The organism is Halotia branconii CENA392, from assembly GCF_029953635.1.
Classification (GTDB): Bacteria; Cyanobacteriota; Cyanobacteriia; order Cyanobacteriales; family Nostocaceae; genus Halotia; species Halotia branconii.
On the sequence record NZ_CP124543.1, the window covers coordinates 3,334,762 to 3,360,925 of the forward strand.

Sequence of the window (26,164 nt, forward strand, 5' to 3'; positions counted from 1 at the left end):
AGGACATAATATGACACGACACCTGTCAACCTGCTTCCTCTGCTCTATTCTGTGATCATGAAGTTGCTAAAGGCAATGTGAACCAGAAGGTTAACCCGCGTCTGGTATTACTAATGACACCTATTTCACCACCATGCGCTTGAATAATTTGCCGACAAAGATACATTTTTAAGCCAATATCTGTAGAACAAGAGGCTTGGGGTTCGGGAACGTATAAATCGAACAGGCGATCGCTTTCTAACTTGTTCATCGCTACGCCGTCGTTTTGCATCTGAACGCGAACCATTTTGTTTGTAACTGCGGCTTTGACGGTAAAGTTTAATCCTGGTGGATTATGTTGCAAGCTGTAAGTTAACAAATTTTTTAAAACCCGCTGTAACCGAGTTTTATCTGCAATTACTAACGGTAAATCTTGAGGAACTAAGTTTTTCAGAGTCGCTTGGTTTTGGTGCAGCATTGGCTGTAATTCTGGGATTACTGTGCCTAGCACTGTGCTAAACCTGAGCATTTCCCGATTGAGGACAACTCCTTGATTTTTACAACAATGAATTTCTAGCAGTGAGTCAATCATTGTTAACTGGCGATCGTTACCTTGAATCATGCGCTCAAGAATAGACCGAGATACTGGAATCAGACATGAAGCGGATTCTGGAGCCAATCCCTGATTTTTCAGCAAATTTTGTAATACCATCAAATTACCCACAACTGAAGTTCGTAAATCGTGAGCAACTGTATGTAGAACCACATCTTTCACTCGTTGCATTTCTGCCAATTCTTGCATTTTCTGCTGCAACTGAGCAGTACGTTCTTCTACTTGGTATTCTAGATTAGTGTTGAGTTGAGCTAATTCTTCGTAGAGTCGTACTTGCTGAATGGCGATCGCTAGTTGCTCAGACATCTGCTGTACCAAGTCAATTTCTATAGATTGCCAATGTCGAGGGTTAGAACATTGATGAGCAACCAAAGCACCTAATAATTCGTCACCCAACATAATCGGTACAGCTAAGGTAGCTTTTGTGTGGAATTGTTGATAATGTGCTTGTAATTTGGTAGGTACTGTGACTTGGCTAACATCTTCAACGACACGCACCCGGTTAGTTGTCAGTAGTTTTTTTAACTCTTGCAGATAAGTTTTATCCTCAGTTTTCCAATCTAAGACTGAAGGATACTCTGGATTAACTGATTCTGCGATCGCTTTAGCTGCTGTATGAATATGATGTAGACCAATAAAAACTCGATCTGCTTGCAAAAATTGCCTAACTTCCGTTACAGTCGTTTGGAGAATTTGCTCTAAATTTAGTGAAGATCTAATTCTGACTAAAGTTTCTGTCAACAAGCGATCGCGCTGTGCTGAAAGGTGTAACTGTGCTTCTACTTGCTTGCGTTCGGTAATGTCATGGTGAACTGCTAAAATGCAAGGAATATCATCCAAGTCAATGATTTCGGCTGAAAGCAATGCTGTAATTATCTCTCCCGACTTTTGGCGAAATTCACACTCCCAGTTGCGAACGACTTTATTTGTCTGCAATTGTTGTAATAACTCGGTGCGATCACTTGGGTTTATCCAAATATCTAACTCAAAAACTTTACGGCCAATCACCTCATCTCGCTCGTAACCTGAAAGTCTAACAAAACTATCGTTAACTTCTATAAAGCGTCCGGTTTCGAGTGTGCTAATAGTAATCGGATCTGGACTGCAATTAAAAGCTTTAGAAAATTTTTGAGCCAGATTTCGCAGAGTGACTTCTGCTTGTTTACGTTGTGTAATGTCTCGAACAATGGCTAAAACTTCATTTTGACCACTGACTACCAACCTAGCTTCATAATCTCGGATTCCTGATGGTGTTGGCAAATGATATTCACAAGTCTGCAAAGTTTGAGAATCTAAAGTTTTGGCGATCGCTTCTTGACCAATGGCAGCGACATCATTTGGTAAAATATCCCACATATTTCTACCAATGATCTCTTCTTTGATAGAATAAAGGTTTGCTGCTTCGCCTTTCAAATCTAGATATTCGCCATCGCGGCTAATGCGAAACATTAAATCAGGAATAGCAGTCAAAATTGCTTGATATCGCGCTTCGCTGGCTCGTAATTGCTCCTCAGTTTGTTTGCGGTTTGTAATATCTATGACCAAACCATCCCAGAGAATATCACCGTTAGCTTGCCGTTGCAATTGGGCAGAACCTTGAAGCCACTTGAGTTTACCGCTAGGTGTGATGATGCGACCTTCCCAACTCCAAGGTATCAAAGTAGCTGTTGCAACTTCAATCGACTCTGTAAAAACCGTCAAATCTTGGGGATGAATTAGTTCACATAGTATTTGAAAGTCTGTTTGTATAGCTTCTGGTTCTAATTCATAAAGTGCTTGACAGCCAGAACTAATATATAAAACTTTCCAGCAACCATCTTGCTGTTGCACAAATTGGAAAATCATCCCTGGTAAATTAGCAGCGATTTTTTCCAACATAGTCATAGTCTCTGATGGAAAATCTGGTTTATCCAGGGAGTTTACGGTTTCATCCACTCTTTGACCCTTTGAGACACAAGCAACCAGTGTGAGATTCAAGGCAACCACAGCCATTTTGACAGCTTTCGTTCTGTGAGCATAATTGCTAACTAAATAAAAACCATGCCTTCTTTCAGAGTAGTTCTGGATGTGGCGATCGCATTCACCCAATCGGGTGAACAAAGACTGAGGTGGCAAAATGCAGTCAACAAAGATTCTTCATATAATGTTAAAAACACTCTTTTAACATCACATAAGCCACAGTTTGGTTAATAGAAAAATTTTTGGTAACAAAATCCAATTATGTGATCCGTCTACATTATCAGATAAAATAATACATTTGTCCGTTGCATCAACTGTTTTTGAATATGACTCAAACTTTCACCGTCGAAATTAACCACCAAGGCAAAGTTCATACTTTACAAGTTCCTGAAAATGAAACTATATTATCGGTAGCCGATACAGCTGGGTTAGATTTGCCCAGTTCTTGTCATGCAGGTGTTTGTACAACTTGCGCTGGTCAAATTATCGAAGGAACTGTAGATCAAACTGATGGCATGGGTGTTAGTCTAGATTTGCAAAAACAAGGTTACGTATTACTTTGTATCGCTTATCCCCGTTCTGATTTGAAAATTGAAACAGAAAAAGAAGAAGTAGTTTATCAATTACAATTTGGGAAAGATCAATAAAAACTCCATCCATGAAGGGATGAAGTTTTGTTAGTAGTCAGTGGCAAAGATTTGTGAAAACCACCCATAAAGGGATAGGGTATTAAACTAAATTACAAAAAACAACTAACAATTAACAATTGACCACTGACACGCGCAGCGTTAATTTTTTGACTTCATCCTTGATTAAGCTATTCTAGAAACTACAAATCAATAGGGTTTACAACAATGACTACTCATTTTATTGCCGCAGAGATTGACTTACAAGAAACTCCTACAGAACTGCAAAAAGCTATTGAAACAGAGTTAAAAAAACAAGGTGAACCCTTACGTTGGGCAATTACTTCTGTGGATAAAGAACAGCAAAAAGCTACAGTAGAAGCGGTTGTAACTAAAGTTGAGATTTAGATCAGGGGCTAGGAGCTAGGGACTAGGAGCTAGGGGCTAGGGAGTGTTTTCAAACTCGAACTGTAGATTGGGGAGAATTGTAGGTTGGGTTGACGTAAGGAAACCCAACAAAGCAACGTAAATGTTGGGTAAAGTGATCGCTAAAATTTAATGATTTAGAGATTTTACAGATTCAATCAACCCAGCAAATTAAGCTTGTCGCGCTACTACTATAAGGGTTTGAAAACAGTCTCTAAAAACTAGGGGTTAGAGTGTACCTTATGTAAAAATGCATGTAATTAGACCTGCTCGTGTAGGTCTTGTAGTGCTATACTTCGAGCTTGTGGACGTTATTGATAATTGGAGCGCAGTTTATGAATCAACGTCCCTACACTGCTATTTTAATTATACCTACTGGCATTGGGGCGGCGATTGGGGGTTATGCAGGAGATGCTTTACCTGTTGCCAAAGTTTTAGCCCAAGTTTGCGATCGCCTGATTACTCACCCCAACGTTCTCAATGGTGCGAGTTTATACTGGAACATTGACAATGCTTTCTATGTTGAAGGTTATGGGCTTGACAAATTTGCAGCGGGATGTTGGGGTTTACGCCCAGTACGTACTAATAAAATCGGTTTGCTTTTAGATCAAGGCATTGAGCCAGATTTGCGGCTACGACATTTACAAGCAGCAGATGCAGCCAGAGCAACTCTTGGCTTAACCCTTACAGATTATATAATTACTGATGCGCCATTAAATGTAGAATTACGAACTGCGCCATCGGGAGTAAGTTGGGGAACCATTGGCAACCCTGATAGTTTATTAAGGGCAGCTGAAGTATTAATTAAAAAAGCAGGAGCAGAAGCGATCGCAGTTGTTGCCCGTTTCCCAGATAATATGGATGAACAAGCAGTACAAAACTATCGCCACGGCAAAGGTGTAGACCCCTTAGCGGGTGCAGAAGCAGTCGTCAGCCATTTAATCGTGCGGACTTTTCAAATTCCTTGCGCCCATTCTCCTGCTTTAGCGGATGTACCACCAGATCCCAATTTATCTCCCCGTGCTGCCGCCGAAGAATTAGGCTATACTTTTTTACCGAGTGTCCTTGTTGGCTTGAGTCGCGCCCCACAATTTATTGTAGAGAAAAAACACCAAGATATCTGGGCAGATCAAATAGATGCTGCGATCGCACCTGCTTATGCTTGTGGTAGCAGTGCCTTACTTGCTTTAAGCCAAAGCCAATGCCAAATTATTACAGTAGAAGAAAATAAAACTTTAATTCAAGTTCCTCCTCAACCCTTGGGGATCAAATCCATTCAGGTAAACTCATATTTAGAAGCAGTGGGTATATTGGTAGCACATAAAGCGGGAATCAATCCATCTGCGCTTTGTCCTCAAATATCCTCTTTGCAGCCAATAGTCAGATCAATTAAAAATTAAAAATGTAAAATTAAAAATTAAAGACATTACGATTTTTAATCTTTAAATTTTAATTAAGACTGGTCAGTAGTTTTCCTTGTATTCTTACTCCCTAAATACCCGTGGTTAAACAACAAAAACACGAACCAGAAACTCCATACTTGTCACGTATCCAAGTCTTGGTAGCTATGGGAGTGACTTCAGTCCTTCTATGGATAGTCGCCAAGGTGTGGTTAAACTTTGGTAATGTTTATCTATTTAAGTTGCATTGGGATGAAAAAGATTTACTTTTAGGACTGGGATTAGGTTTATTCATCACTGCTTTGAGTGGTTTAGCTTACCGCCTTTGCTCTCCCTATCGTAAAAGTGCAGATTATTACTTAGAATTAGTACTAAGACCCTTAGCTTTGCCTGATTTAATTTGGTTAGGGTTGCTACCGGGGTTAAGCGAAGAATTATTATTTCGAGGTGTGATGCTTCCAGCCTTAGGCTTAGATCATCTAGCTGTAATTGTTTCTAGTGTTTGCTTTGGCGTTTTACATTTCAGCGGTTCTCAACAATGGCCTTATGTGATTTGGGCATCTATTATTGGGTTAATTTTAGGATACAGTGCCTTGCTTAGTGGTAATTTATTAGTGCCAATTATCGCTCATATTACGACAAATTTAATTTCTAGTTATTTGTGGAAAATGGGACGTGTGTAGGATAGGGGAAATGCACCTTATTTTCTAATAAAAACTAAAGAAGATTTCAAAGTAACATAGATAATTGTCAAAGCTGAGATAATGATAATAAAAATTAATAAAAAAACTCCCCAAGCCATAATTAATTTATCTAAAATTAATTGATTATCTATGAATACTAAAGAAACTCATTGATTGGGTACGGGTACTTAAAAATATGTTTCTCTGGATAGAAAGGGAAACGTCAAAGTTTCAATCCCTAATATAGCAATCCTATTTGATTTTGATAGGCTCAGATCCCCGACTTCTTTGAGAAGTCGGGGATCTTGTTGTTCACGAATAATTTAGGACTGCTATAGGAAGTTAATTGAATTTCAACAATTTCTGTTAGTAACTCAGAATTAATAATTCGTTTCAATCCCTAATAGGGAGTTAATGAAATTTCAATACCCTAAAATCAATGCTGGTATTTCGCTGCGTAAAGTTTCAATCCCTAATAGGGAGTTAATGAAATTTCAACCAAGATGTCCCGCATCGCTGATTGGTTACATCTCGTTTCAATCCCTAATAGGGAGTTAATGAAATTTCAACAGAAAGCGCAAATTTTAAGCCTGATAAGGATTTTGTGTTTCAATCCCTAATAGGGAGTTAATGAAATTTCAACATAAAGTAGACATTGCCACAAGGGAATTATCCAAGGTTTCAATCCCTAATAGGGAGTTAATGAAATTTCAACAAGGTAGCTTAATTTTAAGAATAGTTTCATTGTTGTTTCAATCCCTAATAGGGAGTTAATGAAATTTCAACTGATAGAACTCATCATAAACAGCGTAAACCTTATCGTTTCAATCCCTAATAGGGAGTTAATGAAATTTCAACATCAATCGAGAAATGAGGTTTGATATTGAGCAACTTGGTTTCAATCCCTAATAGGGAGTTAATGAAATTTCAACCGGAATTATTAAACTGGAATTTAATAATGATAAAGTTTCAATCCCTAATAGGGAGTTAATGAAATTTCAACATAAAAAGTTAGGCATACAAGATTTAAAACTATCAGTTTCAATCCCTAATAGGGAGTTAATGAAATTTCAACACACAATTTTTACTTTCTTCTATGCCAAAAAATGTTTCAATCCCTAATAGGGAGTTAATGAAATTTCAACAAAGGTGATTGTGAGGGAATACTTGTATTAAATGTTTCAATCCCTAATAGGGAGTTAATGAAATTTCAACTAAACAAGTGTTTCTAGTATATGTTCCGTTTTTGGTTTCAATCCCTAATAGGGAGTTAATGAAATTTCAACCTTCCACAGCTACCGCCATTGGCACAAACAGCTTGTTTCAATCCCTAATAGGGAGTTAATGAAATTTCAACACGAATTTAATGCAGGTTCCCAAACTAGTGCGATTGTTTCAATCCCTAATAGGGAGTTAATGAAATTTCAACTGCAATATTATACTCTTAGAAACTGACTGCTAGGGTTTCAATCCCTAATAGGGAGTTAATGAAATTTCAACTTCGTCATTTGTTAATTGAAGATCAAGAACTTCTTTTGTTTCAATCCCTAATAGGGAGTTAATGAAATTTCAACTCTTCTTTCATGCAATATTATACTCTTAGAAACTGTTTCAATCCCTAATAGGGAGTTAATGAAATTTCAACCTGCCGGGGCTTTAGAGAAGGATGGATATAAATATGTTTCAATCCCTAATAGGGAGTTAATGAAATTTCAACGGCGGCTACCTAAAAGCTAGCGTGTATTAGGTTTTCAAGGTTCTGTGGCGCGAATGAGCAAATCATAGCATGGGAAATCGGCATTAAATTGGAGCAAAATGGCTAAAATAGAGTCTGTGTAAGGTGCGCGGGTACTTGAACAACTATTTTTTCTAAAACTCTTGCACCAGGAAGATTTGAAGCACTTTTTCACCAATCTCTTTTTAAACAGCTAACCATCCGCGCATTCAGCAAAAAAAATAGTGTCATCACGAATTTTTTCTCCGCCAATACGTTCAACTTTACCTACACAACAGGCACATAAGAAGTAAAAGAGGATACTATCGCTTTCAGGCTTGATTAACTTATTCAAGCGCGATCGCAATTTAGCATACTGAGTATCAGTTAGATAACATTCAAACACACTATACTGTACCCACTGTCCATAAGACTTGAGAATTTTATGGATTTTGGTACGGCGTTTATCTTCTGAAATATCGTAGGACACAATCACATTCATTGCTATTTTCTTCTCTAGTTTCTACTTCAAAACCAATGGGGGATATTTTTCTGTTTCACCCATTAAGTATTTCGCTAATAATCGAGCCTGTAGTTCAAATGCTTCTTGGTAACTACATTTACGTCCTAATACAGGATGTTTAAATTCAGATTGTTTCTTTTGTGCGTATTGCTGCAAAAATCTTTTTCGCCCTTCTGGGGTTAAAGAAACTGCTCCACTCAAAGGTTCTGTCAGAAAATCTATTGGTGTCAACAGTTGCTTATTTAATGTAGACAATACTACTGCATCTACTATTAAAGGACGAAATTCTTCCATTAAATCTAATGCCAATGACGGTCTACCATAACGTTCACAATGTAAGTATCCTAAATATGGATCAAATCCTGCAATGTTGACTGCACCTTGAATATCATGCCGTAATAATGAATAGCCAAAGCTAAGTAAAGAATTAACTGGATCTGTTGGAGGACGGCGAACACGGTTATTAAAACTAAATTCTGTAGTCCGAATTAATTGGTTAAAACAAGCAAAATAAGCAGCGCTTCCAGCACCTTCCAATCCTCGCAATGAATTAATATTTTTAGTAGTCTCGATTGGTGCGATCGCTTGTTCTAAACGTGTTACATTCACAGATAAATCTAAGTTTGAATTTTCACGTTGGCGACGGATGAGAAAATTACGGTAGTTTTTCAGCTTTCCACGGACAAAACCTTGTACTAGATGAATGGCTTGGGCTGATTCACCTATTGCTTGCCATTGAGCCTTACGCACAAAGATATTCTTAGTCACTTCTGGTTGCAAAGTCCCTAAGTAACAACCATTATTTGTCAGAAAAGTTAAAGGTATATGCCGTTCTAGTAATTCAGAAATAGCAGCAGGTGAAATGGTTGCACGTCCTAAAATTACAACACCATCTATTTTAATTAATGGAACATCTAAAATTGTCTTTTTATCGAATTTGACATGAAGTCGCTCGTCAATTTTGCCAACGAAAGCATCATCTTGAGTAACGTATACTGTACCCATAGTTACATCCACAATTAATTAACTTATGTAATGATTTTTAACTACTTAGCTTCTTGATAACGTCCTACTTTTTCTACAGCTTGCGGTAGACAATGAGAATATAAACTACACCCATCACACCGTTTAGTTTTGATAGCTTTAGGCATTGCACCTGTAAATAATAAAATTTGTACCGCTTCAATTGTATTGATCGCGGTTTGACGCAATTGTTCTGAAATCTCTACTAGTTGACGTTGGTGAGAGTATGCATAGTAGATATAGCCAGTACTAATAGGTCTACCTGTCATTTCTTCTAAACATAATGCTTGAGCGCAGACTTGTAATTCATCATTATCCCACTCGCCCTTACGTCCTCGCTTGTACTCTATTGGATAAAATTCACCATTTTCTGATTCAATTAAATCTGATTTGCCTATGAGCTTGTATTTCTCAGACTTTAACCAAATCGCCCTTATTTGCCAAGTTTCGTCACGGTTTCCTTCACCAAGCGTATGAACACGATCATGTAAACTTGTACCTTCAATAGTGTACTGGTTATCAATAAATTCTCCTGCACAAAACATTCGCCAGCAACGATGTGGACAGTAGGCATATTGATTTAAGGCTGCAATAGGAATGTAATCACTTTCATTCATAGGTTTCAATTTAAATGTCAATAATAAATTTACAGACGGCGTACCATTCCCATTCCCATTGTTGTTTTACGCCCCAATCCTGCATATAATGCAAAGTCAGCTAAAGCATTAATTTGTTTGATATGTATTGATTCAACATTGCCTAAAATTCGATAGCTAATTCCTCCAACGCAACCTATAAATTTACTTTCATAGTTGCTGATAATTTCAGTATTTATATTGAAAGCGCTGGGATAAATTGATTCAATGGAAATGGCAGACATTTCAATTCCACTATATTTATTCCAACGACTCAAAAGGCTATTAAACACAGATTCTTTGATAGGAAGAACATTATCATATCCACCTTGACGGAAAGATATAGGCGTAGCAAAGATGAAATTGAGGGTGCGATCGCGATCGCTTGCTTGCTCATACAATTGTTTATAAGTGCAAGCATTAGCCCAAGGTTGCGTCGATTGGGGTGTACCTTGAATACTAGTAATGTGTAAGTTTGCAGAACCCAAATGCCAAGGGTGTTTAGGGTTAAGATTCAACCACAGCCCAGTTAATTTGCTAAATAAAGTGTCATCAAGTAGGGAAATACGCCACCAGCAGGGAGTACCAGCTGTAATAGGTTTTTGATGACTAAATTGCAAAGTCTGGTGATGTTGCTTGTGTTGTCGTTGTATTTGCAATGGTGAGAGAGTAAAGGCTTTATCTGCATTAGAGGAGTGCAGATAGTCTGCCAAATTGGAATCAACGGAATTGATGAGGGTAAGAAAGAGGGCGTGAAGATGTCTGCCAGTTAAAAATTCAGGATAGATGGGAGATTGGGGAATAAGGTTAAGGATAAGACTGTGAGGCATGAATAATTGAAATGGTAAATGTAGGGTGGGTATTGCCCACCACCTGATATTAAGCTTTGAATCGATACTGCATTTTTGCAGGTAAGCGCAATTTTTCAGTTTTGTTAGGATTATTAAATTCGTAATAATGTCCTTGACAAATGCTAACGTTTTGAATCAGACTCACCGGAGGCATATTTATCACATCATAGGTAACAACTTGATGAGTAAACATCACATCTAAAGGATTCAATGGGTAAGAAAAAGTGAAGTTACCTGTTTTTAATTCAATTTTGGTCACTTCCTGAATTGTGAGTTCAGCTTTACTCATCCATTTACCTAGACGAATCCATTTTAGTAGCTGCAATGGCTTTTGAGAAATTGTAAAAAACTCAAATTTACTTTCCGGTGCAATTTCTTTTGCCCTACCAAAACTCGGAATATTTTTTTGCGTTTTCTCCATTTCCACATGGTAGTTGTTGTTAGCATACTTCCAAGTGTTGAGAATAGCGTAATGGCTAATTGCAACTGCTGGAGTCACATAAATCCCTTGTTGATTTAGCGGTGTTAAATGCTCCTCATATTTTGGCACTTGTTCGGGGCAAAAGTAGCGATAGGAATATTCTTCAGCAACAGTAGTAGAATAGATTTCGCTATCAACTAATCCCAGCGCGTAACAGAGAGCGTAATTGTGAATTATTGGCTCTGTTTCATACAATCTGCCGATTTCACGAGTTGCAAAATAGAGACTGTCGTGTAACTCTAACTGACAACGATAAATAAATACCATTACTCTTTCCCCGCTTTAGCAGCAGTTTTCTTCTTACTAATATGTTTGTTGGCATACGTTTTAGCTTCTGCATCAGCTTTTTGCAAAATTTCTTTGATTCCTTTCTCACTACCTGTGAGAGTTTTAACTTCATTAATTAGGGATGTAAAAGCATCACCAATTAAATCTGTATGAACAATAAACTCATCAACCATTAATGTCTCAATAGCACTTTTAGCAGCAGTAATTACATCATCTTCATCCAGAGGATCTGGTTGATTTAAAGTATTGCTAGCCTTCATCTGGTCGTATATTGCTTGAGTCCAATGCAGATTACTAGTAATTTCTCCATCTGCAAATACAACACCAATTAACTCATTTCTAACACGACCTGTGCGGGTGGTTTGCGCTCCATAGTGACGAGTTCGCAAGATATTATTAAAAACATAAAGGAAACTAGCTTCAGTGGGGTCTTTAAGTGTAACAATACTAGGGAAAAAAACTTGCGGTTTAATGTGGTCTTGTTGATTAATGCGACTAGTGACTTCACCAGCTTTAGAACCATTTTCACCTTTAGAGGCCATTGTGCCATTTTCAAAAGGAGCATTAAGAGTGAAGGTTTCATGTGATTCATCAAATGCTGTAATTGAAAATGCAGTATCTACTACAACTTTAGATTTTTCAGAACCAGAATCACCAATAGCAAAACCATAAATAATGCAATCAGGATTATCCATTGCGAAATTCACATTATATTCGCATTCTTGAGCAGTCATTAATCCATAGTTACGCAACAATTCCCGGCCAACTAAACGCTCTGGAGTAGACTGCTTACGCTTGAACATTGACAAACGACTAATTGTAGTTTTGTCTTTAACTCCGGCTCTTACTCGTGCTTTATTTAGTTCTCCATCTGTCTGGAATAGTGGATAAGATTCAGTGATGCGAATAGTCAAAAAGTGAGCATATTTACCCATTGGTTTATAAGGAATTTCAGCTTGAAAGAATTTTGATTCTACAGTTTTTAAAATTGCCATGATTTATCTCCAAAGAATTATTTACTAATTATTTAATCAAGAAAATACTGATTGATTTTTATCATCAACAGATTCGGTAGATTGTTCATCTCTAGCTGCATTTTCTTTGTCGTCTTCTAAACGGTAAAGAAACTCGCAGGTATCTCGAATTAAGTTGAGTTGACGACCAGCTAAACGAGCGCGATCGCCTTTAAAACATCCCTCAAAAACATCCTCTACAAAATACTTGGCAAAATCTAGAACAGCTTGGCGTTCTTCCTCACGTTTGCTCATGATCCAGCGTCCTTCAGCAGTAGAAGCATGAACGCGATCCATAAGTTTAAAAACTTCTGCTGCAACAGCCGCAACTAAAGTATCTCCCTGAAACATACATGATTCAGCTTTGAGTATAGTTTCAGCCGCAATATCAATCGGTTTTAACACAGCATTAGTTTTAGGATTATAACGCTTATTAGCTCGGTAAAATCTGCGATATAAATCTGTTAGTTTCTTAGGGTGATTCAAACTTGATGCTTCTCCCACAATTAATTGCTCCATCTTGTTGTCATATTTCACATAGGGGTCAAAACAAGGATAAAAATAATAGGCATAAAGCCGGATTTTTTCAATTCGCGCTGTTTCCGTTCCCTGGTTACGCACCCAGCGATTGAGGTAAGAAAAAACGTACAAAGGACTGGTTTCAAAATCTTTTGCCAGTTCTGTAAATCTTCCCCAATTGGCATCGTAACCAGTCTTACCTTGTCTAGCATTCACATCAAGGTGAATAGCATAAGCAGCAGTAAGGACATTTAAAGGGGCTGCATATTGGATGCTGTTTTCATTCCAGCCTTCGAGAATGTAGTCAAGACGGAAGCGATCGCGTCTCACTAAAGCCCGGAAAGCATGAGGCGCACTATCAAGGAAAACGCTTTCCTCAAATTCTGCCCCATCATTAAAGGGTGGAATCGGTGACTCTGAAACCACAGTTTTAACATCTAAAATCATCGGGAAGGCAAACGCTAACCAACTAGGCATTACCCAAGATTCGGTATCTGTACTGTCCCGCCCTGGTGGCAGCGCCATGAAATAAAATGTTAAAGGCTGGTCTTCAGGATAAGAAAGCTTAAAAGTGCGGTCTTTGTCGCGCTGGAGATTTTCATCAATTAAGAAACTATCTACACTTTGGTAATTGTTTCGCTCCAAATTAGCTTGTAAATCCTTACTGATAAAATGATTACGAACGCTGGTATCAAAGCGAGTTTGAGCGATACCACTGTAAGCTTTTTGCAAAAACTTGTTAGTTTCTGGTGTGAAATAATAAGTCGGATAAAAATATAGATAGCGATATTTACCATCTTCAAATTTTTTCCCTACTGCTTGGGTTTGATTCATCAAAATCTGTCGCAACATCATCTCAATCGCTGCAATGCTTGAGATATTGCGTTTAGCATTTGAGCCTCCTAAATGCTGTTTGTTAGTGTAAACCTGGGGAGTAAATAGAACAGCTGACTCCATTTGTTCTGTCACGGTGTATGCAGAGTGGGAAATTGAGCAAATGAGTTGTCGTCCGCGACTGGCTTTCTTCGCAGCATTGTAGTTTGCTAACTCTTTAAAAAAGATTTCGGCTTGATCGGTAGCTAATTTTTGTTGTGTTTCAGTCGGAAGCATGATGACGCGATCGCACCAATCTCTTAAATCTTTCCATTCATCAGGCAGAGTGTATTGATTAATGATTGGTTCAATAATTTCTATCCAATGATTAACAAGATTTTGAGAAATTTCCCGTACTTCTTCTTGTCCTGGATTATGTTTCAGGTATTGTGCTGCAATATAATACCAGTCATAAGCAATGCCTCCCGTATCTTTTAGTTGCTGAAGTGCGGTAATTTTAGATTTATATTCAGATAAACCCAAAAACTTAACAGCTATCTCTGTCAGATTGATATTTGGAATTTGGGGCAGTTCTTTATTTTTTTTAATTACAGCTTTAACTCTGTCAAGATACTCTTTCCAAAACTTCCCGGTGATTAAAGCTCCTAACTCAGCCAAATGATCGATGCGAATATCTTCTGCAAAATCAATCTCGATATTCTTATCTAAAACACCTTTACGCTGAAATTGAGCTAAATTATTACCTTTATCTGCTGCTTTGCTAGTTTTGACTTTGCTTGGTACTGCATCGACGGTAAACTGCATTAAACCTTTGATATCGAGGAATAGATTGTAATAATCAGCATATTTCATCCCAATATTTCCCCGACTGAAGCCAACTTTTCGGAGTTTTAGTTGGCTAGCACAGAGTTTTTTGATGGTATTGATAACGCGATCGCTTAATCCTTCTCGACTAATTATTGGAGCATCTTTTTTAGCTAAGTAAATTACTCCTGTAGGTAAATAAAGCAGTATTTCATAGTAGGTTTCATCCTCAGTATTAAAGCTAGTGTGCGCTTCCATCAAAGCATTATTAATTACATTAGTTAAAACACCTCTATTTTCAGCAATGCTATGATAAGTAAGTTTTAATTGTCCATCACTTAAAAAGTGGAGAACTTCTTTTAGTTTGGAGTGTTCTGCGTCTTGGGGATGTTTAACAATTGAGGCAAGAGAATCAGCCAACAAAGTTAAACCAGATAGGCTACGCAAGGTGCGATCGCGCAATACTGGATTTAAACCAAATTCCGAAAAATTCCAGTTAGTATCCCAGCGACTTTGTGCATTATAAGCCATGCACAACAAATCATCTATATACTGTTTATAATCTTCTAAATCATCAGGATTAATAAACTTATCTAATCCTAACTGACGAACTTTTTCCGCAATAATTTGACGATGTTCTGCTAACGGTAACTTGCGGCAATCATTCGGCACATCAGGAAACTTTTCAAAGTCATGTAAAATAAACCCAGAAATTACTAAACGTCGTTCGCGTTCTTTAACTACTCGCCGCACAGTTGTATCGAGTTGCTGTAAACGTCTCTCAATTAAGTTTGCAGGGAATAATCCATTGAGTAAATGTGTATTCAGTGATTGATCTGCCGCATTATCTCGTCTAACTTTAGTTTTACCCTCCGCTTCTCGTTTTTGGTCAATTTCATCAAAAAATTTACCACCTTTTGCAGTTATACCAATTGCTATGCGTAACAGATTGGGTAAAACATACTCGGCAAAATCTGTCATCACTTTATCATCAGGCTTTTGAGCCTGTATTGCTTCGCGTAGTAGCTTGAGTGTGAGTAATTCACCTTCAGTTTCGATAGTGCGACTACCATCACTATCAAAGCCAAAATCACCTGATAACCAATCATCATCTGCTACTTCGGAATTTGCAGCATTTTCTGTTTCTAACAGTGATAATTGTTGATGCTTCTCTGAAGTTTTAATTTTTTTAGCCATCTTCTTGACTTAAGGAAATTAAATAAGAGTTAACTTAGCGCACATAAAGCGGATATAGTCGTAATGCAAAACTGATAGAGTTAAAAACTTGCTGCGGATCTATTTCGTCATATTCATGAACAAGCCGATTTCTTAATCCTGATGATGGTGCTATTTGTCTGGCTAATGCAGGAGTAATTACACCGTATTTACCAAGGCTGATAAAAGAATCAAAGTTAGTTTCTGACTTCCCTGGATTTAGCTTTGATAATATGTGATCATTGATATCTATCGCTGCTTGAGCCATTAATTGTAAAAGCCTCTCAGTAATTAGTTGAGTATCAAAGTCAACCAGATAATCATCTAAATTAACTTGCTCAAATCTTTTGAGATTGTCAAGATAACGAGCGATAAAATCTAACCTAGTTGTGACAATTACAGTATCTATTTTCGTCATACACCCTATCTTTGGAGAAACTTTTCAATATTTCGCCGTTTAAGATGTTCGATTTTTTTAAGCTCTGAATTGCTCAATAGCATTTTTTGTTTAAATTTTTCAAATTCTTCTGGATTATCCTCATACAAAACCTTGCCATCACGAGCCACAAAATGTGATATTAGTTCAGAACATTGATTAAGCTCTACAATGTCGATTTGATCAGAATTTATTTTGAATACTTTCCCAAGCACCATAGGTAACTCAAACAACAAAAAAGCGTTATCTTTTACATAAGCCTCACGTTGTTCTTGATCACACAAAACTGCAAAATCCCAGTCACTTTTAGCGTGAATATCACCAGTAGCTCTAGAACCAAATAAAACTAACATTTTTAAATAAGGTATTTTTTCAGGAAGTTGTTGAGCAAATTCTCTGAGTTTTGTAATTGTTGGTGTTGTCATATCAGTATTCCTATTAACCGTTATCTAGTTTGCAATTTTTATTCCACTCCTTCTAGTAGTTTAGCAACTTGCTCTGGAGCCGGAAGCTGATTTTTTAGTTCTTGAGGTAGTGTAGAAAATAGTTTATAAGTTGCTATACTAATTAGTTTATTCGATTCTCTAAGTGCATACTCAACAATAGTTTTATCTTTGGATTTGCAAAGAATAATTCCAATTGAAAAATTTTCGTCTGGGAATCGAGATAAATCATCTAAAGCTACTAGATAAAATTGCATTTTCCCCACATATTCAGGTAGGAACTCTCCAGTCTCTAACTCAATCGCAACTAGACATTTTAATTGGCGATGATACAGCAACAGGTCAATAAAAAATTCTTCATCGCCAACTTCTAAGCGATACTGACTACCAACAAAAGTAAACCGCCCACCCATCTCTTGCAAGAATGGTTCAACTCTTGCCAAAATCGCCTGTTCTAGCTGTCGTTCGCTGTGTTCATCTGCTAGTTCTAAGAAATCAAAAGTATATTCATCTTTGACAGCCAATTTTAATTGGTTATGAATCTCTGCTGAAACAGTTTGGTTAAAGTTAGTTTGATTCAACAGAGTTTTTTCGTATGTTTGATTTTCAATTTGATGAATTAAAACATTTTTTGTCCAACCAAATTTACGAGTCATTCTGATATAAAACTCTCGTTTTAAGTCATCTTTGCACTTTTCTACAATGACCAGATTGTGACTCCATCCAATTTCTCGCACCAATGGTGCGAGTTTTTCATTGTTGACGTATGATTCATAAAAAAGCCTCATCCGCCAAAGATTAGCAGCAGAAAATCCGCTAATTCCTGGAAACTCTGCTTGTAAGTCTTTTGCTAACTGTTCCACTACCGATTTACCCCAGCCTGCTTCCTGCTGTCGGGTATAAATCATTTGTCCGATATCCCAGTAGAGGTTAATCATCTCCCGATTAACTGCTTTTAGTGCTTCGTACTGGGCTGAACGAATACGCTGTTTTATTTCCATGAGCAAATGTCTGTAATCGTTTGAAATGGGGTTACTCATAACGAAAAGGTTCAACTCGTTCATGACTAACTAGCCGACGCGCATAGATTAAACAGGCTTGCACATCTTCCCTTTCTAACCAGAGATAACCTTCTAGCAAGGTTTCGATAGTATCTCCTGCTGCAAGCATCCCTAAAATATGTTCAACCGCTAGGCGGCGACCTCGAATAATTGGTTTACCGCCAAAGATTTTGGGGTTGACTGTGATTCTTTGCAATAGTTGTTGTTCGTTTATAGTTTACCTACGTGATGACAGTAGATTGTTTTATTGTGTTTACGCTCGAAGCAGCAACTGAGTCTTGTAGACAAAAATATCAATCATTGACCTTCCGATTACAAGTCGGATGTACACTGCAAAGAGCATCCTAATCTGGTAGGCAGTATCTATTCACTAGACCCTGTAGCTTTTCAATTTCACTATCCTGATACCTAATACGATTCAGGATTAAATCTTTACACTCATCGATTTGCTCATCCTGATTGTCAAATTTTTTCAACAAATCTTTATTTACTACTTAGGGATTGAAACAAGCAATCCATATCTCATCTCCTTTGCTTTTAAACGTGTAAGCAAGCGTATCCAGCAGCAGCGCAGAGTGACCAAAAGCGATCGCACAGCTTGTACTAGCATCATGAAAGCTATACTGATCGCTAATTGGGTAAATCTGAAAATGCATCGGTAGCCTTAGCCTCATCCGCACCTCGGCAACTGGACGGCGAATCACGTAACATACCAAACCCTTTTTTTTCAAACTTTTGTTAATTCCTGCAATCCACGGGTTTTCTGGTTGCCAAATTTCCACACCAGTTAAAACCTGAACTTTCCAAGCATCGGCTATTGGTTGCAAGTCGCCAGAGTAGGTAAACTTCCAGTTCAGCCGTTCCTCGCGGTAGTCACGCAACTTCATAAACGCTAGACAGTGAGCAAATCTACCTTTAGCTATGGGTTGTCCGGTGCGTTCTGCGGTTTCTTTGAGTGTCCGTATAAATGCCGCTTCTGTCCATATTTCAATTTCTAAGTTGCCTAAAATACCCGGTAAATCGTAGGTTTTAAACCTGTCTACCTCATTTTTTTCCGTTAAATCATACAAACCACATTGCAGAGGGCTAGAACCACGAAAACTATAAGCATCTTCAGCAATGGGATTCCCAGATTTACCTGAAATTGCTTGCCAGTCTTTTGCCCATCCTGAGATGCGTCCACTTAAAGATTTCAAACTAGTTTCAAAGACATCCTCACAAGCTTGTTGAAACTTTTCTCGGCTTTGGGCATACTGTTGTTGAATTGTGCGATCGCTCAACTGATACAATAGCCGAAATGACTGCACAGCCCCCCAACGACGATAATAACCACGGAAATCGTTGATTTGTCGATAATTCTCGGTAATTGTATTGTGAAAAGAGGGGCGATCGCAAATACTATTTACTTCTAACGGTGGAATATCCCCTTTAAACAATCGCTCAACCAAAAAGTTAGGAACTAGAGAAAAAGCTGTAAAATTATCAAACTTGATTTTTTGACCATCTTTCTCATACTCGTCATGCCTTCCTAAGCGTCCTAAACGTTGGATAAAGTTACCTGCATCGGATGATTCAAAAATTAGAAAATTAATTTTGAAATCAACCCCAATATCAATTGTGCTAGTACCAATAACTAAGTCAGCAGCAAGACTTCGTTCTTTTTCTTCTTTTCCCGATAGCCCTGTATTCTCTCCAACTTTCAATCTGTAAAGGTGTAGGATTTCCCGGAAAAATTTAGTTAGGCGTTTAACTGCTGCAATTGAGTTAAGGATGATTGCACCTTTACTTCCTGGATACTGCTGAAACTGAGCTAAAATCAAATCACTATTTTCTTTTAGCCAGGTTTCCGAAGCCTTGAACGATGGTTCCAAAGGAATAAAATTCAACTTAATTGTCCGTGCTACATGCCGCCAGCCCTGTGCTTGTAGTTGCTGCCCTTGTTCTGGTGTATCGGGAAATTGATATTTATTTTGTTTGAGAGGATCAATTTCTTGACAACGAAATCCTGCTTTTTCTAATCGCCTAATTAAATTTGTATCTGGTGTAGCTGAGAGAAACAGAAATTTTTTGCGGCGGTTTGTACAGCGAATTAACAACATTGTGTTAATAACACTAACAATTTGTGGAGCAGCGAAAACGTGAAATTCATCAAAGATAAATAAGTCAAAATCTTTATCAATTCTGCCCCATAGTTTATCTGGACTATCGCCACGAATTATATAAGCACCTCGATGTAGGTAGTGAAATATATCTGGGTTGGTTAATAATGCTTCTCTTTGGTTAGTGAGAGTTGCGATCGCAGCACTTTTTTTCAATCCTTCATTTTCGGCATAAATTTCTAAATCAGCACCACTTAATCGCACTACACGGGGTTTATCTCTAGGTTGAAATTCTGCAATATAACCTTGAACTTGTGTTTCTTGGTCACGCGCCAGTTCGTTGGTTGGGTAAAGCCCAATAGCAGAAAATTCACCCTGAAGCACTTCTAAATATGCAGCCAAGCTTTTACCATCGCCTGTCATGGCGGTGTTAAAAACTACATCAATATTAGGGTCACGCAATGCTTCTAATGTTGCTGCTTGATGCCAAGATAATGACCAATCTTTTGGTAACTGCACTCCGTCAGGTGTGGGGACGGTTTGTGAATAAACGGGTTTAAGAGTAATTTTGTAACTTTCGGACATACACTTAAATAGTGTCCGTAACTGGTTGTTAAAAACTATATTGGCACGCAGAATAGAAGTTGACAAGAGATTACACTTATAAAGTATACGGACATTTTTGATGAGTCGAAAAGGTCAATCTATTACACTGTCGATATCAGAACAGGATAAAGCTGAATTAGAAAGCTTGGCGCTGGAGTTTGGTATGATGTGGGGCGATCGCCCGAATATCTCCAAATTAATAGAAGCGATCGCCCGTCATCAGTTAATTATTGGTAAAAATAACGACTGGTCAGAAGAACGTGTTCGTGCGCTTGACCGTGCAATGCGTTTATTAACTGACAATGGGCAAAGTGAACAAGCACAAACAATAGCACAATTATTACTAGAACGTAGCGAACTACCGATACCTCTGCGAACCGACATCGAAAGTTTTCTAGGAAACTTACCGCCGCAGTGGCGTTTAGAAATAGATCGTTACATTTTACGCCATCAACCGTTTCAACTCAGCTATCAAGATGCAAGACATCACGTCTGGAATTTTACTGTTCGTTATGCCAAAGTTATATCCCACGAAAAGCGTCAATATTTAGATTGTTGGTGTGAGGAAACTGAGGGTAACTTTGATGTGGAAGAATTACAGCACAATTGGAGTTTACGTTTAGATAGGATACAAGATGCTGCTGTTATACCTGTTGCTGGTAAGTGGCGCACAGGGTTAGCACAGATAGACGTAGAAATGCATCTATTGGGTAATTTAGGCTTTGCTTACCAAGCCAAGCCAGAAGATAAAATCAATGAATGGCTACCAGATACACAAAAGATGAAGCGAGTTGTCAGACGTGTTTCTAGTACCTTTTGGTTTATTCGAGAAGTGATGCAATATGCACCAGATTGTGTAATTGTCTCGCCAGCCAATGTACAGGCACTTATCCAAAATAAAATTAAAGCTCTTTATCAAAATTATCATTTAGATGTTTCTTCATAAAAATTGTATTTCAGCAAATAAAGGAAAATGTTTCAATCCATAATAGGGAGTAAATGAAATTTCAACTCTCCTCTATTCAATGCATTAAATGCCTTTCTATATTTTACTGTTGGCATATTTGTTTATTCTTTTCTTTATGCTGTTTGGAAAAAATCCCTCTAGCTATCTCTAGTAATTGTTTAGCTGATTTTTGTCTGTTAACCATTAATCGAGGAATTTCATAATAGTTTTTAAAACAGGTATATGTGACTATTTCATCATTATACAAATAACTTGATAAATAATATTTAGATACATAAGATTCTACCTGTTTATTATAAGCTCCATAAGGGTAAGCAAAATGAGATGCTACTTTTTGCTCTGGATCTAAGTCTTGTGTGCATTTCCTTAATTCAGTTCTAGATTGTACCAATTCGTTAATTAATTCTCGACGGTTGAGTGTTGTCAGATCTTGATGATTTAATCCATGAGATTGAATATCATAAAATCCTTTTTTCAATCCTTCTCTCAATTCCTGACAGCCTAAGTGGGTAAAATCTTGATTTCCTTTTCTAGCTAAAGTTCCTGGATTGATAAATAAAACAACTTTGATTTTCTTGCCATATTTATTTTCGAGTTTAGACAAAAGGGGTAGTAAGTTTGTATGTACTGTTCTATAACCATCATCAAAGGAAATCATGATGGGTTTTTGATTACGATGTTCATTGGGGATTTTTTGAGATTTAGTTAAGAAAAAAACATATAAATCTTCAGATGTCAAAAACCAATAATTATCATTAATTAAATTAACTAAAAGTTTTTCTAAATCTTTTTGGGGGTAATGCATTACTCCTAACTGCAATTGAGAATCAGATTTTTTAGGATTAACAACTCCATGAAAACCTAAAACAGGAACTATCGGCTCGGTATATTCTAAATTAAGAAGAGAAAAACCAATGAGAGATACTAAAGCTAAACTAAAAGGAAAGTTTTTATTTTTTTGATAACTAACGACGTTATCGTCATTGTTGTCCGTCATGAAAGTAGTGCAACCTTAAAAAGTTTGGCAATGCTACGCTAAAAATAATGCTTAGTATTCAGTAAAAATACGTAATTTTTAGTAGCATTAATATAGTATAGTTGATTGCAGTTGTTCTGCCAATATTGCCCTAATTTCACACAGATATAGCGTTTTTTACAGTTTACAACCTAAATCGTCATTAATTGCGTTAAAACTAATTAATTGTAAATAATCGGGATTAGCTAAAAACTGTTTTGCTGCTAGTAATCCGGTAATACTCCAAGTTTGATAAATCCGGGCTTCTCTGCCAATTAGACGACCATGATCACCATCGTAGTATTCAGGAAATTGATCTGTAAGTAAACGTTTTTCAGCAACGGCGATCGCTTCTTTGGCAAGTTCTAAACGACCTATTTTCTGTGCCGCAGCAGTGAATAACCACAACAAAACAGGCCAGTTACCGCCATTGTGATAAGACCAAGGCGTGTTTTTAGAATCACATCCGGTAATTATTTGCCACTCTAAACCTGAGACAGCAGGATAGCAAATTTTAACAGGCATACAACCAATTAAGTCTTGCCAACGATGCTCAAATAAATTCATGATGCTTTGTGATTCAGCTTCATCAGCTAAAGAAACTAAAATTGCCATGAGATTTCCTAAAGCAAAAAAGCGAAAATCTATTCGTCCTGGCCCCAGATTTCCTGCCAAATAACCTCCAGTTTCGGGCAACCACTGAATTAACCACTGGGGAATTGATTGTGGATAGATATTAAACTTGTTAGCAACTTCTTTGCCAAACTCATCATCTTTATAGCGATAAATTTCGTTTAATCGTTGCAAATCTAACCAATAATAGTTGCGGACATGATACTCCAAAGCTCCTAATCGTCCGTTGATAGTGCTGAGATAGCTATCTTCATTAGGCAAAAGCAATTCACGAGCTGTTCTTAAAGTGGCATAAAACAACACCTGAATTTCTAACGGATGTTCGTAGACTCCCATACGACGGTCAATCATAAACGCGCCATCGGTAACTAACATAGTAGGGTACATAGCAAACCGATGTACCAAACAAAGGTCTAGAATCCGCTTAATTCCTGCTTGAAATTCGGGCTGACGTGCCAGTTCCACATCACCTGTGACCTTTTGATAGGCACGCAACAAGATAATCCACCACATACAAGAATCAATAGGAGGAACGCGGGCGATCGCTTCTTCACCAAAATCAGCGGCTAAAAATTCCTCACTTCCATTGGATTGCACCTTGAAACTAGCAGGCATTAAACCTAATCCAGGTTTAAAGCAGTCTATCTGCTCTTCATGGCTTTGTAATTTGAGGATTTCTACTAAAAAGTTACGAACAATCTCTGTTCTGCCATCTATGAGAAATACTAAAGCAGAAGGAACAAAATCACGGATAAAACACTGATTATAGTTGAGTGTATCTAACTGTGGATCTTGGGCAGCTACAGTACCAATAGGTTTTCCGCAGTAGTAAATTATGGATTTTTCTAGAAGTTTCCAGGCTTCTGCTTCTAGAGCATTTTTATTATTTTTCACACTAGTCAAGTCGCTTCGCTCCAATTAAAAATTAAAGACAACTAGTGGGAGCTTGAACTCGCCACTAATTGAAGACCGCCAAATCTGCATATTGTGGCGTGGGCTTTGACTCAAAAGATAATTAATTCAAAATTATTTCTACTCTTTCTTTGCGAATTTTGAATTTTGCATTGTAAAAGACTTATCATTAAGACCGCAGAGGGGCAGGAAAAAAGTGCGGTCTTTTTCCAAAGGAAGACGCTACGCGATCGCAAAGCGTAAAGCGTAAAGCGTGACTTGAGGATCACCCAAATTGACTATCAACTCTGCAATATCTTTTTCTCACTCCCCAATGTTTCATTGATCGCTGTCACTAACAACTCATTTAAAGAAATTCCCACTGCTTTCGCCATACTAGAAATCACACTTTTGGGGGCAAAAGAACAATACAATCCTGCTTCTAAAAACCAAGGTTGTCCCTCTGGATCAATGCGGAAGTCAAATAAACTGTAGTGACGACAGCCTAAAACTTGATGACACTTCTTAGCCACTTGCTGAACTTTTTGGGTCATCGGATCATTAGGGTTGACAATCCAAGACTTGACATTATCTTTAGCGGCAAACGACAAGTTACCATCGTTTGTTTGTTGGAGTTTATCAACATGGCTGCGGATAGGTTTTTCCTGGGGTTCTAGTAGATACTCTTCAAGCGGTAAACCCATTAACTCCCCGTCTTTGACAATAATGCCGCATCTAACTTCTCGACCGAGTTCAATGAATGCTTCTACAATCACTTCATCTGCATATTCAAATGCTTGCTTCAAGGCAGCGTCATATTCAGCAGCCTCTTTAACTAAGACCACACCTAAAGAGTTATCGGAATTTGCAGGTTTGACGATCGCTGGAGGTATAATTGTCGGAATGTCTCCTTGGTAAAGCAGTTCTCCACGCGGCACTTTCACCCCTGCTGCTTCGACAACTGCTTTGGCTTTAGCTTTTTGGGCTGTTATTGCCATAATATCTGGAGTATTGCCTATGTAAGGGATATTCAGCAGGTCGAATAAGGCGCGGTAGTGAGTCATTCCAGAAATACAAAACATTTGTGGTAGCATTATGTCAATGTTTTGTGCTGTTATAAACTGTATAGCATCAAATAGAGGAATTGGTTTTGTGGCATCGATATCTTCTTGATTGAGAGAGCGAGGAAATCGCCACTGACCATCAGGTGTAATGTATGCAATTTGAGAGTCATAATGTGATTGATCTGCCATTGCTGCCAGACAGTCTTGGGCATAAAGGCGTGACAAATTACAGTAAAAATCATTGTCGGCAGACCCAACTAAATGAAGGATACGAAGTACTGACATGACGATTGATCTTTTTTAGTTACTTTATATAACTGGAGTTTAATGGTTAATGAACTTGTAGTACAGCACCATCTATGAAAAACTCCACCCCACTTGCGGGATGGAGTTTTCGAGCACGGGAAACAGTACGGTCTTTTCCTAAGGGGATAATTAAGTTCGTAGTCAAGACTTTAGTTTTGAGTTTTAAGCACTGAGTGCTTACTACGAACCAATCAAAATTAATGCAATGAAATATTAGCTGCCAGTCTTTATTGCAAATTAGCTGGAACTTTTTCAGGAACTACCCAATAATAAACTTGTCTGCCATCTACTGTTAGAGTCTTTTCTGGTTTCCAATCACCCATATCGAAAGAGTGAGAGACAATTCGAGTACCGGGCTTGAGTTCGCGCAATAATTTGGGGCGGAGTTTGAGGTTGATCTCAGGCAGCAAGTAGAGTGTAACTACTGTAGCTTCGCTAAAGTCGGTATTAAACAAATCTTGCTGGACAAACTGCACACGATCAGTTACGCCTGCCTTTTGAGCATTAGCATTAGCTTCTTGAACACGTTCTGGATCTATATCTATACCAACACCCCGCGTACCATACTTTTGTGCAGCTGTATTGACAATACGACCATCACCACTACCAAGGTCGTAAAGTACATCATTTTTGCCCACTTTTGCCACCTCTAACATCGCATCCACTACAGGCTGTGGCGTAGGTACATAAGGAACATCACCGGGGCGTTCTTGGGGTTGAGTTGTAGGAGTTGATGTTTGGGTCTGAGCAGTTTCAGTCTGACCAGTTAAGGTAGGTGGTTGTACCTCTGCTTCCAAGTCGCGTTGTTGCGTTGTGCAGCCAGCAATCCCTAAGCTGGTAATACTAACTCCAGTAACTAATACAAACAGAACTTTTTTGAAACTCATGATTTTTGTCCTTTGTTAGTTGTTAGTGGTCAGTGGTCAGTTGTCAGCGATGCACTGAGCGTAGTCGAAGTGTTGTCAGTTGTTATTATTCTTGCTCCCCCTGCCTCCTCTGCCTCCCCTGCCTCCCCTGCCTCCCCTGCCTCCCCTGCTTCCCCTGTCTCCCCTACTCC

23 protein-coding genes and 1 CRISPR repeat array are annotated in these 26,164 nt (G+C 38.1%); of the genes, 6 read left to right on the plus strand and 17 right to left on the minus strand.

What is annotated here, in order from left to right; translation table 11 throughout:
- Positions 1 to 55 precede the first annotated feature (55 nt).
- On the minus strand, positions 56 to 2,527 hold the full coding sequence (locus QI031_RS14595; RefSeq protein ID WP_281485834.1) for a sensor histidine kinase: 2,472 nt from the start codon (positions 2,525 to 2,527) through the stop codon (positions 56 to 58).
- 105 nt (positions 2,528 to 2,632) lie between these two features.
- On the opposite strand from QI031_RS14595, the gene QI031_RS14600 reads away from it, so the two are divergent.
- The 5 genes from QI031_RS14600 (at position 2,633) to QI031_RS14620 (ending at position 5,686) form a co-directional block, all read left to right on the plus strand.
- Positions 2,633 to 2,782, plus strand: coding sequence for a hypothetical protein (locus QI031_RS14600; RefSeq protein ID WP_281485835.1), 150 nt, complete (start codon positions 2,633 to 2,635; stop codon positions 2,780 to 2,782).
- Between the two features lie 95 nt (positions 2,783 to 2,877).
- Positions 2,878 to 3,198, plus strand: a complete 321-nt coding sequence (locus QI031_RS14605; protein WP_281485836.1) for a 2Fe-2S iron-sulfur cluster-binding protein — start codon at positions 2,878 to 2,880, stop codon at positions 3,196 to 3,198.
- A 207-nt stretch (positions 3,199 to 3,405) separates the two neighbouring features.
- Positions 3,406 to 3,585, plus strand: coding sequence for a hypothetical protein (locus QI031_RS14610; protein ID WP_281485837.1), 180 nt, complete (start codon positions 3,406 to 3,408; stop codon positions 3,583 to 3,585).
- Between the two features lie 353 nt (positions 3,586 to 3,938).
- On the plus strand, positions 3,939 to 5,003 hold the full coding sequence (locus tag QI031_RS14615) for a DUF3326 domain-containing protein (protein WP_281485838.1): 1,065 nt from the start codon (positions 3,939 to 3,941) through the stop codon (positions 5,001 to 5,003).
- A 101-nt stretch (positions 5,004 to 5,104) separates the two neighbouring features.
- On the plus strand, positions 5,105 to 5,686 hold the full coding sequence (locus QI031_RS14620) for a CPBP family intramembrane glutamic endopeptidase (protein ID WP_281485839.1): 582 nt from the start codon (positions 5,105 to 5,107) through the stop codon (positions 5,684 to 5,686).
- Positions 5,687 to 6,076: 390 nt separating this feature from the next.
- Positions 6,077 to 7,403: a CRISPR direct-repeat array (repeat unit 37 nt; unit sequence GTTTCAATCCCTAATAGGGAGTTAATGAAATTTCAAC).
- Between the two features lie 211 nt (positions 7,404 to 7,614).
- Here the strand turns inward: QI031_RS14620 and cas2 are convergent.
- The 12 genes from cas2 to cas3 form a co-directional block, all read right to left on the minus strand.
- Positions 7,615 to 7,902 carry a CRISPR-associated endonuclease Cas2 gene (gene cas2, locus QI031_RS14625; protein WP_281485840.1) on the minus strand — a complete coding sequence of 96 codons (288 nt, stop codon included), beginning with the start codon at positions 7,900 to 7,902 and terminating at the stop codon, positions 7,615 to 7,617.
- A gap of 21 nt (positions 7,903 to 7,923) precedes the next feature.
- Positions 7,924 to 8,928, minus strand: coding sequence for a type I-D CRISPR-associated endonuclease Cas1d (gene cas1d / locus QI031_RS14630; protein ID WP_281485841.1), 1,005 nt, complete (start codon positions 8,926 to 8,928; stop codon positions 7,924 to 7,926).
- A 41-nt stretch (positions 8,929 to 8,969) separates the two neighbouring features.
- Positions 8,970 to 9,563: a CRISPR-associated protein Cas4 gene (gene cas4, locus QI031_RS14635; RefSeq protein WP_281485842.1), complete on the minus strand. Its 594-nt coding sequence runs from the start codon at positions 9,561 to 9,563 to the stop codon at positions 8,970 to 8,972.
- A gap of 29 nt (positions 9,564 to 9,592) precedes the next feature.
- A complete protein-coding gene (gene cas6 / locus QI031_RS14640) occupies positions 9,593 to 10,411 on the minus strand; it encodes a CRISPR-associated endoribonuclease Cas6 (protein WP_281485843.1) in 819 nt (272 codons plus the stop codon).
- A gap of 49 nt (positions 10,412 to 10,460) precedes the next feature.
- Positions 10,461 to 11,180, minus strand: coding sequence for a type I-D CRISPR-associated protein Cas5/Csc1 (gene cas5d / locus QI031_RS14645; RefSeq protein WP_281485844.1), 720 nt, complete (start codon positions 11,178 to 11,180; stop codon positions 10,461 to 10,463).
- The gene (gene cas7d, locus QI031_RS14650; protein WP_281485845.1) at positions 11,180 to 12,196 is read right to left on the minus strand and encodes a type I-D CRISPR-associated protein Cas7/Csc2; all 1,017 of its coding nucleotides are present in this window, start codon (positions 12,194 to 12,196) and stop codon (positions 11,180 to 11,182) included. The genes cas5d and cas7d overlap by 1 nt, the downstream gene beginning before the upstream one ends.
- 36 nt (positions 12,197 to 12,232) lie before the next feature.
- The gene (gene cas10d, locus QI031_RS14655) at positions 12,233 to 15,568 is read right to left on the minus strand and encodes a type I-D CRISPR-associated protein Cas10d/Csc3 (RefSeq protein ID WP_281485846.1); all 3,336 of its coding nucleotides are present in this window, start codon (positions 15,566 to 15,568) and stop codon (positions 12,233 to 12,235) included.
- Positions 15,569 to 15,602: 34 nt separating this feature from the next.
- Positions 15,603 to 16,004, minus strand: coding sequence for a type VII toxin-antitoxin system HepT family RNase toxin (gene hepT / locus QI031_RS14660; RefSeq protein WP_281485847.1), 402 nt, complete (start codon positions 16,002 to 16,004; stop codon positions 15,603 to 15,605).
- Between the two features lie 5 nt (positions 16,005 to 16,009).
- The gene (mntA, locus tag QI031_RS14665; RefSeq protein ID WP_281485848.1) at positions 16,010 to 16,447 is read right to left on the minus strand and encodes a type VII toxin-antitoxin system MntA family adenylyltransferase antitoxin; all 438 of its coding nucleotides are present in this window, start codon (positions 16,445 to 16,447) and stop codon (positions 16,010 to 16,012) included.
- A gap of 38 nt (positions 16,448 to 16,485) precedes the next feature.
- Positions 16,486 to 17,505, minus strand: coding sequence for a PDDEXK nuclease domain-containing protein (locus QI031_RS14670; protein ID WP_281485849.1), 1,020 nt, complete (start codon positions 17,503 to 17,505; stop codon positions 16,486 to 16,488).
- Positions 17,498 to 17,722, minus strand: a complete 225-nt coding sequence (locus QI031_RS14675; RefSeq protein ID WP_281485850.1) for a DUF433 domain-containing protein — start codon at positions 17,720 to 17,722, stop codon at positions 17,498 to 17,500. Before QI031_RS14675 ends, QI031_RS14670 begins: the two co-directional genes overlap by 8 nt.
- Before the next feature lie 298 nt (positions 17,723 to 18,020).
- Positions 18,021 to 20,210 (minus strand): type I-D CRISPR-associated helicase Cas3', encoded by a 2,190-nt coding sequence (gene cas3, locus QI031_RS14680; protein ID WP_281485851.1) that lies wholly within the window; start codon positions 20,208 to 20,210, stop codon positions 18,021 to 18,023.
- 100 nt (positions 20,211 to 20,310) lie between these two features.
- Between cas3 and QI031_RS14685 the strand changes: the two genes are divergently transcribed.
- A complete protein-coding gene (locus tag QI031_RS14685; protein WP_281485852.1) occupies positions 20,311 to 21,177 on the plus strand; it encodes a helix-turn-helix transcriptional regulator in 867 nt (288 codons plus the stop codon).
- A 103-nt stretch (positions 21,178 to 21,280) separates the two neighbouring features.
- Here the strand turns inward: QI031_RS14685 and QI031_RS14690 are convergent, their stop codons facing one another.
- The 4 genes from QI031_RS14690 to QI031_RS14705 all read right to left on the minus strand — a co-directional run bounded on the left by QI031_RS14690 (position 21,281) and on the right by QI031_RS14705 (position 25,994).
- The gene (locus tag QI031_RS14690) at positions 21,281 to 22,195 is read right to left on the minus strand and encodes a polysaccharide deacetylase family protein (protein WP_281485853.1); all 915 of its coding nucleotides are present in this window, start codon (positions 22,193 to 22,195) and stop codon (positions 21,281 to 21,283) included.
- 156 nt (positions 22,196 to 22,351) lie between these two features.
- A complete protein-coding gene (locus QI031_RS14695) occupies positions 22,352 to 23,740 on the minus strand; it encodes a glycoside hydrolase 100 family protein (protein WP_281485854.1) in 1,389 nt (462 codons plus the stop codon).
- Positions 23,741 to 24,039: 299 nt separating this feature from the next.
- Entirely contained in the window at positions 24,040 to 25,086 is a 1,047-nt protein-coding gene (locus QI031_RS14700; RefSeq protein WP_281485855.1) for a D-alanine--D-alanine ligase family protein, read from the minus strand.
- Positions 25,087 to 25,334: 248 nt separating this feature from the next.
- Entirely contained in the window at positions 25,335 to 25,994 is a 660-nt protein-coding gene (locus QI031_RS14705) for an SAM-dependent methyltransferase (protein WP_281485856.1), read from the minus strand.
- Positions 25,995 to 26,164: the final 170 nt, after the last annotated feature.